The following is a 17,157-nucleotide window of genomic DNA, read 5'->3' on the forward strand; positions in this document are numbered from 1 at the left end:
ATACATATTTTTAAAAAAAATAAAAAGTAATTTAAATTATATGAACATACTCAAGTAGTAATAATATAATCATAATCAAGATTGGAATTAAAATATATAAAATACTATTTAGGGATAGTTTATTCTTTGATGTATATAATCTACTATCTGCATCATAACATCTACTTGCCATACTCTGATATACTGTTTCTCCACGTTCATATGCTCTAAGAAACATCATTAAAAACAAACTACCTACTTGTTTTAATTTCCACATATATGGTGTGTTATTTGAAAGACTAAATCCTCTACTTGCCTGTGCTTGTTGAATACTTCTAAGTTCATCATAAAATAGGAAGATAAATCTTACAAATAATGAAAAAATCATTGCAAAAGCATTGGGAAAATGTAATTTTCTAAAAGCCTCTGCAATATCCTTCATTGGAGTTATATATGAGAACAATACAATTGAAGTTATACTTATAAACAGGCGAGATAATAAAAGTTCTGCAAAATTAATACCTTCAAGAGTGATATGTATTCCTAATGGTAATGTGTAGAGTACCTGACCTGGCTGTATAAATGGTTGAAATATGGCTATTGAAAAACCAAAGGGCAATATTAAAAGAACTCTAATCATTGCTTCTTTTAATGAAATACCAGAGATAAGTATTAAAATTATTAAATATATCTCCAGAGTTAGAAATACTATGAAATTACTTGAAGAAACAGCAAATAATATTACTAAAAATAGTACTAATAATTTAATTCTACTATCAACATTATGTAGTATACTATTTTGTGTAGCATAAATATCTTGTTGTTGTAACTGACTAAAACTAACCATAAATAATTATCTCCCCACTCAATATTATTAATATATATTTTAATTATATTAATTATTATTTAAAAAAATAATTTATTTTTTATCATTATTGTTTTAAAAATGTAAAAATTTAAGATATGACTAAAAAATAATAAAAAAAATAGAAAAAATAAATTAAAAATTATTTTTTACTTATTGCATAAAATACTCCATATGCTACTGCTACAGATATAATAGCCCCAACAATTAAACATGCCACTCCTACAAGAGGATTATCTTCCATGCCCTCTAAGGTATAATCTGGCATTATAGGAGTTATTACTTGACTTGCTTCTAAACTATCAGGATTTAGATGTTCAGCTGAAGCTTCAAGTCCATCAGGATCACCAGATGCTAAAAATGGTGATAGTATACAGATAACTATTGCTACTATAAATATTCCAAAGTATAATTGTTTTTTCTCCATATACATCACCTATTCCATGCTAGTAAATCTGGTCGTACAGATTCAATTCCTTTAATAATTATAACAGTTATTGCTCCTTCAATAACTCCAATCATTGCATGATAACCACCCATATATAATAGTCCTAGATCTAATGGGAAAGTTCCACTTAGAGATATTTCAAGAGCTGCTACTAATGCTGCAATAAAACAAGCAGCCCATGAGGATACAAATATACTAGGATATTTTCCAATAATTTTATTTAATGATTTAAATCCATAGTATCCTACAAATCCACCTACAACACCCATATTTATTATGTTTGCTCCAAGTGCTGTTATTCCACCATCACCAAATAGTAATGCTTGTATAATTAATACCATTGCAAGTACAAGTATTGCTGCATATGGACTACAGAATACTATTGCTACAAGTGCTGCACCAAGGAGGTGTCCACTAGAACCAAAAGGTACTGGTAGATTAAATGACATTATAGCAAAAATTCCTGCAGCTAATACTGCTAGTAATGGTACATATTTTTCATTTAAATTTTCTTTACTCCATTTTGCTGATAGAAATACAAATACTATTGCTAGTATATATAATACTACACATAATGGAATGGTAATAAAACCATCAGGTATATGCATTTATATGTCTCCATTTATATTTTGTAAAAGATTATTTATTTAATCATAAAATATAATACTTATAGACTATATAAAATAAAAATGTATAATTTATTCAAGAGGATTATACTAAAGGTTGTTTAGATTAATTATATTTTTAGTCATGTTTTAGAGTTATAAGATATGATTAAAAAAATAAAAACCTTTCACATGTTTTAAATATTTTTTTGAATTTATAATAATAGTAATACTTTTTTTATATTTTGTATTATAATTATAAAATAAAATATATAACTCTTTCTATATAAACTTTATTATGTAAAACATAATTATATACCTTTAAATCATGAATAAAATAATTTTTGAAAATAAAACCAGCTATCATGTAACATAAAGTATTACTTTAAACTAAAAAAGACATAGAAAAGTAATAATTAATAATAGTATATAAATAATCTATATAAAAAGTAATACATCATAGGATAATACTTCAAATAAGAAACTAATTTTCATTTTTTCTTAGATTATAACTATCATCTATTAAAAATTATGATGATTTTAAAAAAAAAATTCTAAATAAAGACTAAAAAAATAATATAAAAGAGTATTATAACTCTAATATTTTTTTATTTAAAAAAAAATATTCCGTGCATAAAAATTATAGTTTGTATTTTTTTTATTATAAATTATTCAAGAGGAAATTATATTACATAGATGTTTACTAGGCTATTTTTTTATTATCTATTAATTAGCTATTTCTTTTAGAAAAATAAATATTAATAAATACTAATTTTACATTTTAATAAATCTATTTATGATACGTAATTATTAATACTTTTTAAATATTTAGTATTAATTCTTACAATTATAAATTATATTACTCATACTATATAAAGTATTACTTTTTTTAATTGGATTAAACAACTCTAAAGAATAAAATATCATAAATTCATTAACAATATACTATAATAAGTAATGATATTGTATTAACTTTTAATTAAAAAAATATAAAAAAGTAATAATTAATAATAACTTAAAAATAAAACTAAAAAAAGTAATACAAGTATAAAAATAATTTAAAAATGAAAAAGTATGATGAATAACATTATTCATCTACTTCATCAGCTTTTCTACTTAAAAGATCATCCATTTCCTTTTCTTTTTCAGCATAGAAATCAGGATCATGTATAGGACAACATTTAAGTTTTTTATATGGTGAATATAATTCAGTAATTTCACTTTCATTAACATTTCTAATTTCTTCTAATCTTTTAAGAATTGTTAATACTGTACCATCCTGCATAAGTTTTCCTAAAAACCCTGGTCTAGTATTTTCTTTCTGCATGATAAGATAAAGAACTTTCATGATTGTTAAAAGATCAAGTCTTTTAATTAATTCATGGTTATTAATATATTTCCATCCTTTTTCTTCCCAATCCTTTAGATTATCAAAGGTTCTATATATATTTTCTTGATATAAATCATCTTTAAAGAAGTCAGCTTCATCATCATAGTAACGTTGTCCACCTTCAACTTTCATAAATTCATTACTTGTATCTTCAAAGTATGGTATGTATTCAAGAATTGCATCAACATTTTCAATATTAGGGAATTTGAAAATATTACCAAATGACTTATTTAATCCCATTTGTAATGTTTTATAATCTAGAACTTTAATATGTGATTTTTCATCGTTGAATAATCTATGATCCCATACAACAAGAATGTTACGTATATCTTCTGTAGCTTTACATTTATATTTAATTTGATTATCTGTAATTCTTTCAATTTCAAGTAATAAATAACTTACACGAGTTAAATTACGAGCTTTAACAGTATTTTTCATACGTAAACAAATGTATGGATATTTAAGAATTGGTTTGAATTTTGCTTCTAATTCTTCTGGTAAATCATGGAAGAATATTTGCATTACTGTTGTATGTTCCATATTATTTTCTTCAACTTGGAAGTAATATTCAGCTAGTTCCCTAACACCAGCTTTTTGGAATGTAATAGTACCTTTTGTAGTTTCAAGAACTTCTAAAGTGTTAAGTAATACATATAATTCAAATAATTTATCATTACTCATAGCAGGAAGTATTTCCTTGGTTATTGTATTGTATAATTCAATTTTAGTAGGAAATACAAATAATTCATCATATACTTCATAAACTCTTGCTAAATTAAATATATCATCAGTATTTTTACATGCATCTTCTAATAAATTAATATCAATAATATCTGGTGTATCTATATCTTTAAAACAATCTTTTTTAAGTATTGCTGATATTTCTTTTTTACTGGATAAAATACTGTCATTTATATTTGCAAGTGCATCATCATTGAAGTTTTTATTATTAATCTTATTTGTATCATTGTTTTTAACATTTTCAAACATATATTTTATAAGACTAAGAATTTCAGAATATGGATTTTCTGATAGATTTTTTCCTTCAAGTTGTGTTTCTAATTTTGAAAAATTCTGAATTAAATCCATAGTTTCTGGAATATTAAGATAATAATCTATTTTAAATCCTTTAAGTTCTCTTTCATCAATTTCAATGATTTTACTCATTATTTCTGCTTCATCTTTAAATATTTTTGTGAATAAGTAGTGATGTAAACGAGTTTCCACATAATTAAATACTGTTTGTCTATCATAATTAGTCCAAATTTCTTGTAATTCTTCTTCCATACATATACTCTCCTTTTTAGTAGTTGTTTATATAAACTTGATTTTTCCATATTTCAATAATAGAAAAAATAAACTATAATATAGGTAATAATATATAAAAATTAATATTTAAGTCTATACTATATACTCCTATTGGGTATTTAGTTATATTATCTATTTTTTGAATAAAAATAATCTAAAGTAGAAAAAAAATCACTAAAAAAATAGTTTAAAAAAAAGAGTTTATAAGTAAAAAACAGAATTTTACTTATTTTAGTAAAGTATTTGCAATTTTTCTTGCTTCTTCACGTTTTTGATCAAGTTCTTCAAACATGTCTGTTATTAATTCACTTGCACATCCTTTACAATTACCACATAGTATCTCTCCAGATAAACATTTACTTCTTATTTCTTCTAATTTTTTATCATCATCAATTAAATGATAAACTAATAATTCATATATTGAACATTTATCTGGCATACCACCAAGTTCTTTTTGTTCTTTTAAACTTTCACGACCACCAGTCTTTGCACTTTTAACTTTTTTCACAGCATCTTTTAATGAATCAGTTAAATATATTGCACTTTTTGGTTTACTACTACTCATTTTTTCTCCAGTAAGTCCTGTCATGAATCTGTGGAACGTTGCTGATGGCTCTATAAATCCATATTCTTCATTAAATTTACTTGCAAGATCTCTTGTTAATCTAATATGTGGATCCTGATCTGGTCCTACAGGTACAATTACAGGTTTTGGACCTCCATATTTTTTAAGTTGTGGATGAAGAATATCTGCTACTTGTAGTAGTGGTGTGTATATATGAGCAATATTTGTTGAATTATTAAATCCATAAATACTTCTCATCTGATTAAATGTAACTTTTTTACCTATTATATATGCTAGATTTTTAACATCATCATTTTCTGATTGAAGATAAAGATGGAAGTTATCACGAGTAACATCTAATCCTAGAGCTATATAGTTTGTAATATATTCATTTAATGCTAATTCCCTTGATTTTTCCTTACTTATACCTCTTGCTGCATATGCTTCCATATCTGCTATTGATACATAAATATCAGCATTTTTTTCCTGGTACCATTTTAATTGATCTACTACCATTTTATGACCAATGTGCATTTTACCACTTGGCATCATTCCAGTCATAGTAGCAAATGGTTTGTTGTTATTTAGAGCATCAGTTATTTTATTATAATCCCTTTGTCCAAAGATTATACCACGTGTCATTAATTTACTAGCATGTGGTATATCATCTACCACATCTGTAAATGGTTTAATACCAAACTGTTCTGTAAGTTTATCATAGTCTATTATTGAAGAACCCCATGGATCTATCATATTCAATTTATTACACTCCCTATTCATTTTAATATATTATTTTTTCATGGTTTTGTCCATTCTATATCATAGTATGTTATATCATATTCATCATCAACAACTGCAAGTAGTAGTGTTTTACGTACACCATGAGCTACACGAACATAACTTGAGAAGTCACGTACCTTTATTTCCTGTTCTTCTGATAATATTTTTACTAGAAAATTGGAATGTCCATCTCCTGGTGCATGTCCCCTTTCATATATTCTAAAATCACTACCATACTTGAAACCTGTTTTTATAATATAACCCCTTATTCGAAGATCCTTATATACAAGATAATGTGAAAATATATGTTTTTGTCTTATAATATCTGTTAAATCCTCTTTTGTTATGAGTTTATCATCATCATAAATTTCTATCTTATTTTTAGTTAATAGAAATAACGCTTCTATAAAAGATAATTCAAGTCCAGAATCTGTTAAATTTCCATAATAACGTTTATTATACAAATTATGAGCATTTTCATCCTTTACTATTACTCTATCATTTAATAATATTGAATACATTGAAATTATAACACAACTCCCTTATAATATATTAATATCCTTTAAATAATCTATACTTTTTAATATTCCCTGTAGAGTTCTAACTTCTATTACACATATATCATCATATTTCTTTTGTTTGAGAATATCAAATATTTTAGGAAAATCAATGTTATGAGAACCTAGAGCATGATGCATATCATATGAACCATCATTATCACTTAGATGAATATGATGAATATTATCAGATTTAAACATGTTCTCTGGAGCAAATCCATTGTTATGTGCATGACCAACATCTAATGTAATACCAGAATGAATCTCATTATCTACTAAATCAAATAAAGCATCAACATTAGTATATAACATTCTCTCAAATAATGGCATGTTTTCCACACACATCATAACACCATACTCTTGTGCAGCACGTTGACATTTAATCAATGATTCCACATTATATTTTAATATTTTTTCAGGATATTTAAGTGCCATAATAGGTATTGTACCAGGATGTACAACTACACGTTCTGCTCCCCAATCATTTGCTAATTTAAATGAATCCACCATTAATTCAACAGAAATATCTCTTATTTTCTTAACATGAGAGGCAATATTAACATCAGACATTGGTGCATGTATACTTAAACCAAGATCATATGATTCAAATACATCTGCACCCACTTCATCATATGGATATTCTTTAATAACTTCAAGATAATCTAATTTTTGTTCTGTTACAAAGTCTAAAATATTTTCCATTGTTGCAGGATATAATCCTAATGTTGAAACACTAATTTTCATTTTAATAACCTCAATATAAATCCTCATTTCTTAATCTAGCATACACTGGTTCACCTTTTTTCATGGCTTCAATAACAATTTCTGCCATTTCAATATCTTTTTTAAGACGAATATTTGCCTTTTTACCAACTGTTGCTGTGAATAGATATTCATCTTCTACTATAATATCATAGCTAGAACCAATATCTTCTTTTCTAAAGTTTAATGATAAATAATTACCAGAAACATTTACATTTATAGGTGATCTATTATCAATATCCTTTACTTCTAATTCTTCAACTTCAATACTAATACCAGCACGTTCTTCAATTTGTGCTATTGTTCTTCCATTTTTACCAATAACAGCACCAGTATGATCTGGATCAATTTCAAGAAGTGCACGTTTATCTGATATCAAGGATACTTCCATAATTGCATGTGGAGCCACCTTATTTACTTCTTTTCTTATAACTCTTTCAACAATTTTACTAACAGGACTCTTTTGATCTTCTTTATCATCATCCTGTCTTTGAGTTTTATTAATATCCATCACTATAGTTTGTTCACCATATGTATATATTTCATAGAATAATTCACCACTTTCAAAGTCTTTTATTTCAATTACAGGTCGTGACAAGTCAGCTTCAAGCATACCTGTTGGAACTTTTACTGTTAATTCTATTGAATATACTGTATCTATTTCACCATTATTAATATAAATTGTTGTATCAATTACAGATGGAATAACACCTAATTCAAGTCGTCCAATAAATCTTTGAACAGCATCAATTGCTCGTGTAGCATGAACTACTCCTATCATTCCAACACCAGCTAATCTCATATCAGAATAGATTTCAAAATCCCTTGTTTTTCTAACTTCATCAAATATTGTGAAGTCAGGTCTTACAAGAAGAAGTATATCTGCAGTATTTTCCATATCTCCCTCAAGAGGTGCATATTGTGTTATGTTATCATCTAAATTCAAATCTCTTGGAGATTCCATGGTTTTTACCATTTGTTCCATATCATAATAATAATACTCTGCAAGAGCCTGTGCAAATGTTGACTTACCTGCACCAGGAGATCCTGCTATGAGTATTCCTTTTGCATCGTTTGATAATCTTTCAAGTAATTTATCAGATACATCATAATCATCCAAGTCAAGTTTATTCACAGGTTTTATTGCAGTTATTTCAAATCCATCAGAAAATGGTGGTTTTGCAATAGTTACTCTTAAATCTCCAAATTGAATTACTGTAGCTCCTCTTTTATCAATTTCAATAAAACAATCATGTCTTTTCTTTGATTGTTCTATAATTTCCTTTGATATTCTATCTAAATCCCTATATCTTAATGGAACATAATCTAGTTCTATTAATTCAATATGACCTGGTGTTCCTTTTTTTGCCATGGGTGTTGTATTTTCCCGTAAATGTATTGATGATATATCCTTTGAGAAATATGATTCTAGTTCTGTTGGACCAGTTGAAATAGGTTCTACTTCTTTTTTATAGAAATATGTTTCCACACCTTGTGCTTCTGCTATTTCTTTCTGTAATTTATCACTTGTTACTAGAATTGCATGATATTTTCTTGCAATATCTCTTATCATAGCATCAATTTCCCCACCACCTGCTATGGATATTTCATCTAGTTTAGGTCTTCTTCCAACATATTCTAATGTTATTATTCCTTCAGTACTTAGTTGTTGTAGTTTTTTTAATTCTTCAAGTCCTTGATAACCTATTTCTTTTCTTTTATTTGCATGGTTTTCAATTTCTGATGGAACAGCCTCTGGTATTAATACTTCTGCACCTTTATATAAATCTTGAACTAAAACACTTACTTGTTGATCTATAATTATACTAGTATCTGGCACTATTTTAACCAATAAAACATCTCCTTATTTTTCATATACATCTTCAGGGTCAAATACCTTATCTTCATATTCAGTCACAACTTCTCCATCATCTGATAATTTCTTATAAAAACAAGAATAATGTCCTGTATGACATGCTCCACCTACTTGTTTTACTTTAAATATTATTGCATCTTCATCACAATCTAGAAGAACCTCTTTTATCTCTTGAATATGTCCTGATTCTTCTCCCTTATACCAAATCATATTTCTACTTGTACTATAGTAGTGAGCTTTTCTTGTTTGTATGGTTTTATTAAAAGCTTCTTCATCTATAAATGCAACCATTAATATTTCACCTGTTTTATAATCTTGGGCTATGGCAGTTGCTAATCTTTTACCATTTATAATATGTCTAAAGTTTGGTTTTATCATGTTTATCCCTATTTTAGTAATTCAGATACAACAGTATTTTGTGGTATTGTTTCCTGACATCCAGAATCCATATCCTTAATTGTTACTGTTTCATCTTCAACTTCTTGTTGACCTATCATTATAACTTTATTGAAGTTATGATTATTAGCATAGGATAGGTTCTTTTTAAGTTTTTTACCCTTAAGATCTATATCTGTAACAATATTATGGGCTCGTAATTGTTGTGCTACTTCTATAGCATTTAATTTAAATTCTTTTTTCACAGGAATAACAAGTACTTTTGGTTTAGAACTTATAGGTACTTGTATGTTTTGTCTATGGTATGCTTCCATTATTCTATCAAAACCAAATGCAAAACCTGTAGATTCCACTTTTTCTGAGTCAAATAATGCTGTGAGGTTGTATGTTCCTCCACCTGTAATTTGTTTCTCAGCACCTAAATCTGGTACATATATTTCAAATACAATACCAGTATAATAATCAAGTCCCCTTGCTATTGATAAATTAACAACATAATCATCAAAACCAAATACTTCAAGAACCTCTAATGTTTTATCAAGATTTTCTAAAGCTTCAAAACTCTCAGGTATATCTTCAAGTAATTGTTTTAATGTTTCTAAATCACTACGACTACCTTTTATATTAATAATACTTGTAATTATATTTTTATATTCACTTGAAATATCGTTATCTTCTAATAATTTATCAAGTAATTCATAGTCTTCCTTATCTATACTTGCAATTATGGCAGTTTGTTGTTGTGATGAAATATTTAATTGATTTAAAACACCTTTAATAATACCAAGATGTCCAATGTTAATCTCATAATTTTTAATTCCAACCTGAGTTAATGCCTCATTAGCCATTGCTATAATTTCAGCTTCATTATAAATTGGTACTCCACCAATAACTTCTATACCAAACTGCCAAAATTCCCTAAATCTACCTGCTTGTGGTCTTTCATATCTAAAACAACTGCCAAAATAATACATTTTCAGTGGTTTTGCAGATTTTTGAAGATTGTTATTATATAATCTACTTACACTTGCTGTAAGTTCTGGTCTTAAAGCTAAATCTCTTCCACCTTTATCTTGAAAATGATATATTTCCTCTTTTATTCCTTCACCAGATTTTGTTGTGAATAATTCTAAATCTTCAAATATTGGTGTTTTTATTTCCTTAAATCCATAATTTTCAACAACATTTCTTATAGTATTTTCAACATAATTTCGCTCTTCCATATCCTCAAAAAGAAAATCACGTGTTCCTCTTGGTTTATTAAATTCCATGACTATTATACTCCTTTTATTAAATTATACAAGTACATACTTGTCCCTTTAAATTATTTTAAATTATACTAGAATACATACACATAACTCTTTATTTATGGATAAATAAATTAGAATAAATAAAACAATTTAACATGATATTAACTAATTACTAAAAATCATAGTGTATGATTTTAAAATAATTAATCCATATCCTTAAAAAACAATCTATATAATAATTAAACACCTATTAAAATAATTACAACAACATATAGATGAATATTTAAGTAGGGATTTATAATTATCTACAAATTATTTAAAAGATATATATTTTATTATATAAAGAATTTTTTAAAATTTAAGATAAAAACTTTAAAAGGTAATTGTATGATAACAGGAAAAACATTAATAACAGGAGTTATAGGACATCCTATAGAACATAGCTTTTCACCACCAATGCATAACAATGCATATAAATTAATGAATATGGATTATAAATATGTTCCATTCCATGTAGAAGTTGAAAATCTAAAACATGTAATAACATCAGCAAAAACCTTGAATATTAAAGGTTTAAATGTGACAATACCACATAAAACTACCATTATCCCATATCTTGATGAAATAGATGAAACTGCAGAAAAAATTGGTGCAGTAAATACTATAAATTTTAAAGATGGAATTGCAAAGGGATATAATACTGATGGTATTGGAGCTATAGTATCAATTGAAAAATACACTTCATTAAAAGACAAAAACATAATGATAATTGGTGCAGGTGGAGCTTCAAAGGCTATAACATTCACATTATTAAATAAAAATATAAATCAATTGATAGTTGCAAATAGAAGTAAAGATAATGCTCAAAAATTAATTACTAATCTTAAAAATCAGACGAACTTTGAAAATATAGATTTTATTAATATTAAAAAAACTGATAATGTGATTGATGATGTTGATATTATAATCAATACAACTCCTATTGGAATGTATCCTAAAGATGAAGTTGCACCTCCCATTAAAACTGATAAAATTTCATCTAAACATACTGTTATGGATATTATATACAATCCATTAGAGACACAACTACTAAAACAATCAAAAAAACAGGGAGCAACAACAATTCCTGGAACACACATGTTAATAAATCAGGGAATTAAGGCATTTGAAATATTTACTGGAAAAACACCATCATATGAATCATTTGAAAAACCATTACTTAAACATTTACAGGGATAATTATTTTTCCCTATATTTTCTATTTAAATAATGTGGATTGCTTATCTGTATCCTTTCTATAAATCTTAATTATATCACTCATTTTATATAATATACCATAATCATCACATTTTTGTTTAAACACATCATACAACTCATAATTTCTAGTTGTGCATGTGTAGTTATCATTATATATTTTTCTATATTTTTCCTTGAGATTTGGAAATGATTCATCTAATTTTTTATAGAAGTATGTACGCTGATTTTCAGATAGAGTCATACCCATACTCGATGGATATATAAATCTTGCATGATTTTTATATGCTAGTTTTATGAGTTTTTTAATATCATTTGTTTTATCTGTTATAAATGGAAGTACTGGTAGTAACATGATTCCACAGGGAATATTATTTTCATTAAGTTTTTTCATTGCCTTAAATCTCTTTGATGAAACAGAAACATTCGGTTCAATAATAGATGCTAATTTATCATTAGGTGTTGTGATTGTTATACTAATGAGTTTATTCTTAATTCTTTTTAGTACATCCATATCTCTTATAATTAAGTTGTTTTTTGTTGTAATAAATATCCCATAATTGTATTTTTCTATTAATTCTAATGATTTTCTTGTTAATTCATATTTTTCATCTAAAATATTGTATGGATCACTCATAGCCCCATTTCCAATAATACCCTTTTTATTATGTCGTAATTCATTTCTTAAAATAGATATAGCATCTTTTTTAATTTGTACCGTGTCAAAATCAGTTATATTGTAGATATTTCTTCTACTATCACAATATATACAACCATGATTACAACCTCTATATAAATTCATTGTATAATCTATTCCAAACCATTTTGAGGAGTAATTTACTGGTGTAAGAATAGTTTTAGCAGTTATATAATTCATATTATCAAAAAAAAATAGAAAAGGATTTTAGTTATTTATTACTTCTTCAATAGTTTCCTTTAGTATATTCAATGTTTCATTGTTATTTTTAGGTTTTACATATTTTTCAGAAATATTTTTCTTATATACAGGTATTTTTTCTATGAAATTATCTAGAATTGCCTGGTTAATCTTACTATGATGTTCTCCATAACCTAATTTATCCAGATAAATTGCATTTAGTATTTGTTCAAATTGTTTCTTTACAGGTATACTTAGTATTGGTTTTCCTAATTGAAGTGCTTCTGTAATAAATGAAAATCCACCATTTGTTATTACACATTTTGCATCTTTAAAATCCTTATATAATAAATCTTCACTAAATGATCTAAATAATACATTATCCTCTTTTTTATCCACATGAAAGCCATATACAATGAAGTTTTGTTGTGGATTTTTCTTTAATAGTTCTATTAATTCATTGTTTGATGTACTTGTCTGATATACTAGTATATAATCTCCATCTGTAGGCTTAAGTTGATATATTTTATCCCTGAGTATTGGATAAACATATCTTGTGTTTTCTGTATTTTTAAGTGGTGGGAAGAAATATGAATATATTAATGTTTTCTTAGCATTTTGAATAAAAGCATGAACCACTGATTCACTAAATAATCTGTCCTTTGCATATTTATTTGGTGTTGAATACTTGGCCTCTGTTAATACATGCATATTATCAATACTAATTAAGGGTATACGAAGTATATGTGATAATAAATTTGAATAGAATTCAAAATCAGATACTATAACATCAGGCTTAAATTTATGAGCTAAATTAAACATTTTAGTCATATTATTTTTTAAATCACTAGGCACATCCTTCATATTATATACAAATGTTTTTCTATTACGAACAGAGTTATTTTCATAAACAGTATTGAATCCACCAATATAATATATATTATCAAATTTAGAATTTAAATAATCATAAGCCCTATCACTTGCAAATACAATTAAATCATAACCTTCATTAATTAAATATTCAATAACTACCCCACTACGAATTGCATGACCTAATCCTTCACCACATAATGAGTAAAGAATTCTATTTTTCTTTGAACTACCATGTCCAAAACTATAACCTAACTCCTCTAATGTCACTTTTTGACCAACCAATTGTTTAGCAGTACTTTTTGCATACTTTAATGTAATTTCCTTTAATCCTTCCTCTTCTAATCTTCTAGTAGAAATTAGTAAACGTGGATTTTCAAGAACTTTAAAACGACTTATTTTAGCAATTCTTTCAATATAATCTGTATCTTCACCAAAATCTAATGATTCATCAAAACCATTGACTTTCTCATGTAATGATTTATATGTAATCATACCATAACAACCAGCACCATGTGGTTTTATATGAGATATTTGTTTGGTTAGATAGTTAGCTATTTCATGAGATATTTCATTGATAAAACCCTTCTCCAATGGAACAATTTGAGTAATAGCAATACCTAAATTATGTAATTCAAATTCTTCAATAGTAGATGTTATATAATTATTAGTTAATACTGAATCAGCATCTAAAAATAATAATATTTCACCCTTAGCTACTTTTGCACCATTATTACGTCCAACAGCTGGAAGACCACCAGGTACAACTTTACACATGTATGATTTAGCAATTTCAACTGTTTTATCTGTGGAATTAGCATCAGCTATAATAACTTCTAAATCCTTAAAATCTTGTCTTTTAATACTTTTTAATAAATCAGGAAGAAATTCCTCTTCATTATATGTGGGTATGATAATACTAATCTTCATGAAATCACAATTTTATTATAGAATTTTTATAAAAAAATCATTAAATTTAAAAAAATGTAATATTATTTTTGTATGTTATATAATATTATAATTATGATTATTTAATGAAAAAAAAATGTATCAAAAAAAATAACATTTCTAATTTATTTTTTTTTTAAGACATATTTTAATTAGAAATATTCAAAAAAAAAGTTATAGATAAAAAAAATAAGAAAATATATTTAAAACCTTACTAAATTCTATTTTATATGATGTTTAATAAAATAAAAATCTAAAAAAAAAATAAAAAATTAGGATATGTTTTTTGCAGCTTGTCTTTGTCTCATTGTAGGATTATCTAAATAAGAATAGAAATTCCAACTCATAAATGTTACATCAGCCTTTCCCTTAAATGAGGCAAATATCTGTCGAATTAATTGTTTATCATCTGTTTTTGTAGCTAGTGTATATGTTGTAACATCCCCATGTACTTCAATATTTGTAACATTGTACTGTGACATGTCAACAGGTTCTGTTTGATTTATAACACTAAGTGTATGATATGACATATCACTACCACCAACTTCTATAATCATTCCAACAAGTAATATATAACCCATTATTACAACAGGTTTAATAAAGTACTTTATACCAATTTTTCCATTAGAAAAATACATTAACAATAAAAATCCTATACCAATAAGAAATGGCTGAGAAAACATACCTCCATCTAGTATACCTATTAATGCAAGTGTTAGAGCTATGGTTGTAATTGCTTTATGTAATGGTTTCATATCAGACAATCCAATTACACCACATATGAATGATACAATCCAAATAGGAACTACTATCAATGCATATGGAAATACAAATTTAAGTATTGATGAGCTTGTATTTACATGTGCAGGTACAAAACTTTTTGATAAATATCCTAGTATTGATTTATAGGCATGTGAATGCATTGGACTTGTAGTACTTGTACTAGGATCAAGTGATGTTAATATTGTAAAAAAGGATATTCCAAGTTTATATCTAATATAAAATTCAATAATCAATCCCAAAACAGCACAACATAGAAGAATTACAACAACAAATAGAATATATTTTAAATGATAATCATTATCTGGATATAATCTATGCTTAATACTATTATTTTGATTAATAAGTGATGAGATAATAAGTATTAATCCTAACATACCAAGAAATAGTACTGTTTTTCCTTCTGATGATCCTTCTAGAAGAGGCCATAGTAGATTAGTAACAAATGAGTCTATAAAATCTGTTACTAGTATGATAAATCCAAGAATAATAAGACCTAAACCTACAATAATTGTTTTATCAATTTTAAATAATTTATCTATAATACTCCTCTCCATTAGAAATTTATATTTAAATTATATTACTAGAAAATATTTAAAAGTTATGTTACAAAATAATAGGGGATTATAAAAAAATAGTTAAAAAAGATTTATTTATGATAAATCTAACATTTTTTGTATTCCAACACGTGCCTTAGCAGCAATTTCTTTATCAACAACAACTTCATATTTTTCTTCTTTAAGTGCTTCAAGTACTTTTTCAAGAGTAATAATCTTCATTGTTAAACAGAAAGCATCACGTCTGAGGGGAATAAATTCCTTTCCAGGATTTTCTCTTGTAAGTCGTGTAGTAAGATCTATTTCAGTTCCAACAACCAATTGTTTAATTTCTGGATCTTTTGCAAGTCTAACCATTCCACCAGTACTTTCAACATAATCTGCTAATTGTCTTACATCATCGTTACATTCTGGATGAACCACTATTTTAGCATTTGGATAATCTTCTCGTGCTTTTTTAATATCTTCTGGTTTAAACATTGTATGTACATAACAATGTCCATCTTCAGGAACTATTATTGGATTTTTACCTGATTGTTTTGCTGAGTAGATACCTAAATTATGGTCTGGTGCAAATATAAAATTATCAGATTTTAAACTAGAAACTATTTTACCAGCATTTGCAGAAGTACATACTATGTCAGCTTCACTTTTAGTTTCTGCTCTACTATTTACATACAATACTACTTCACAATCTGGATGTTCAGCTTTTGCTTTTTTCAATTCATCAAGTGAAACCATGTCTGCCATTTGACAATTAGCTCTATTATCTGGTAATAATACCTTTTTATCTGGACTAATAATAGAAGCAGTTTCTGCCATGAAATTAACACCACAAAATACTATAATATCTGCTTCATCCACATTATTTGCTTTTATACATAATTCTAGTGAATCCCCTACAAAGTCAGCTATTTCTTGTATTTCTTTTGGTTGATAATTATGAGCAAGAATTATGGCATTTTTTTCTTTTTTTAATTCTTCAATTTCTCTTATAATCTCATTAGTCATATATAAACCCCTTATTATTATACTCTTTATTTAAAATATAACTCTTGTTATATTTAATATTATTTAAATAATTGCATCA

The 17,157-nt window shown here is 26.2% G+C and carries 15 protein-coding genes; 1 reads left to right on the plus strand and 14 read right to left on the minus strand.

All coding sequences use genetic code 11. The annotated features are described in order from the left end of the window. Positions 1-31: 31 nt before the first annotated feature. The 10 genes from cbiQ to hisS all read right to left on the minus strand — a co-directional run bounded on the left by cbiQ (position 32) and on the right by hisS (position 10,802). A complete protein-coding gene (gene cbiQ / locus A9758_RS02765) occupies positions 32-826 on the minus strand; it encodes a cobalt ECF transporter T component CbiQ (protein WP_011406255.1) in 795 nt (264 codons plus the stop codon). 160 nt (positions 827-986) lie between these two features. Beyond that, positions 987-1,271: a PDGLE domain-containing protein gene (locus A9758_RS02770; RefSeq protein WP_011406254.1), complete on the minus strand. Its 285-nt coding sequence runs from the start codon at positions 1,269-1,271 to the stop codon at positions 987-989. A gap of 5 nt (positions 1,272-1,276) precedes the next feature. Beyond that, positions 1,277-1,900, minus strand: a complete 624-nt coding sequence (gene cbiM / locus A9758_RS02775) for a cobalt transporter CbiM (protein WP_011406253.1) — start codon at positions 1,898-1,900, stop codon at positions 1,277-1,279. 1,084 nt (positions 1,901-2,984) lie between these two features. Continuing rightward, positions 2,985-4,574: a DUF6508 domain-containing protein gene (locus A9758_RS02780; protein ID WP_011406252.1), complete on the minus strand. Its 1,590-nt coding sequence runs from the start codon at positions 4,572-4,574 to the stop codon at positions 2,985-2,987. A 247-nt stretch (positions 4,575-4,821) separates the two neighbouring features. After that, the gene (locus A9758_RS02785; RefSeq protein WP_048059846.1) at positions 4,822-5,913 is read right to left on the minus strand and encodes a tryptophan--tRNA ligase; all 1,092 of its coding nucleotides are present in this window, start codon (positions 5,911-5,913) and stop codon (positions 4,822-4,824) included. 44 nt (positions 5,914-5,957) lie between these two features. Next, the gene (gene endA / locus A9758_RS02790) at positions 5,958-6,461 is read right to left on the minus strand and encodes a tRNA-intron lyase (protein WP_011406250.1); all 504 of its coding nucleotides are present in this window, start codon (positions 6,459-6,461) and stop codon (positions 5,958-5,960) included. 21 nt (positions 6,462-6,482) lie between these two features. Continuing rightward, complete coding sequence (locus A9758_RS02795; protein WP_011406249.1) at positions 6,483-7,241, minus strand: sugar phosphate isomerase/epimerase; 759 nt, start codon at positions 7,239-7,241, stop codon at positions 6,483-6,485. 10 nt (positions 7,242-7,251) lie between these two features. Beyond that, the gene (locus A9758_RS02800) at positions 7,252-9,111 is read right to left on the minus strand and encodes a PINc/VapC family ATPase (RefSeq protein WP_011406248.1); all 1,860 of its coding nucleotides are present in this window, start codon (positions 9,109-9,111) and stop codon (positions 7,252-7,254) included. Positions 9,112-9,123: 12 nt separating this feature from the next. Then, a complete protein-coding gene (gene hisI / locus A9758_RS02805) occupies positions 9,124-9,513 on the minus strand; it encodes a phosphoribosyl-AMP cyclohydrolase (RefSeq protein WP_011406247.1) in 390 nt (129 codons plus the stop codon). Positions 9,514-9,521: 8 nt separating this feature from the next. Further along, entirely contained in the window at positions 9,522-10,802 is a 1,281-nt protein-coding gene (gene hisS / locus A9758_RS02810; protein ID WP_011406246.1) for a histidine--tRNA ligase, read from the minus strand. A 366-nt stretch (positions 10,803-11,168) separates the two neighbouring features. Between hisS and aroE the strand changes: the two genes are divergently transcribed. Continuing rightward, positions 11,169-12,020, plus strand: coding sequence for a shikimate dehydrogenase (aroE, locus tag A9758_RS02815; protein WP_011406245.1), 852 nt, complete (start codon positions 11,169-11,171; stop codon positions 12,018-12,020). A 19-nt stretch (positions 12,021-12,039) separates the two neighbouring features. On the opposite strand, the gene A9758_RS02820 is transcribed toward aroE, so the two are convergent. The 4 genes from A9758_RS02820 to nadA form a co-directional block, all read right to left on the minus strand. Next, positions 12,040-12,912: a radical SAM protein gene (locus A9758_RS02820; protein WP_011406244.1), complete on the minus strand. Its 873-nt coding sequence runs from the start codon at positions 12,910-12,912 to the stop codon at positions 12,040-12,042. Positions 12,913-12,939: 27 nt separating this feature from the next. After that, on the minus strand, positions 12,940-14,712 hold the full coding sequence (locus A9758_RS02825) for an MJ1255/VC2487 family glycosyltransferase (protein ID WP_011406243.1): 1,773 nt from the start codon (positions 14,710-14,712) through the stop codon (positions 12,940-12,942). Positions 14,713-15,002: 290 nt separating this feature from the next. Beyond that, entirely contained in the window at positions 15,003-16,067 is a 1,065-nt protein-coding gene (locus tag A9758_RS02830; protein ID WP_011406242.1) for a hypothetical protein, read from the minus strand. Positions 16,068-16,163: 96 nt separating this feature from the next. Beyond that, the gene (nadA, locus tag A9758_RS02835; protein WP_011406241.1) at positions 16,164-17,078 is read right to left on the minus strand and encodes a quinolinate synthase NadA; all 915 of its coding nucleotides are present in this window, start codon (positions 17,076-17,078) and stop codon (positions 16,164-16,166) included. Between the last annotated feature and the right edge of the window lie 79 nt (positions 17,079-17,157).

Source organism: Methanosphaera sp. A6 (assembly GCF_001729395.1).
In the GTDB taxonomy this organism is placed as follows: domain Archaea; phylum Methanobacteriota; class Methanobacteria; order Methanobacteriales; family Methanobacteriaceae; genus Methanosphaera; species Methanosphaera stadtmanae.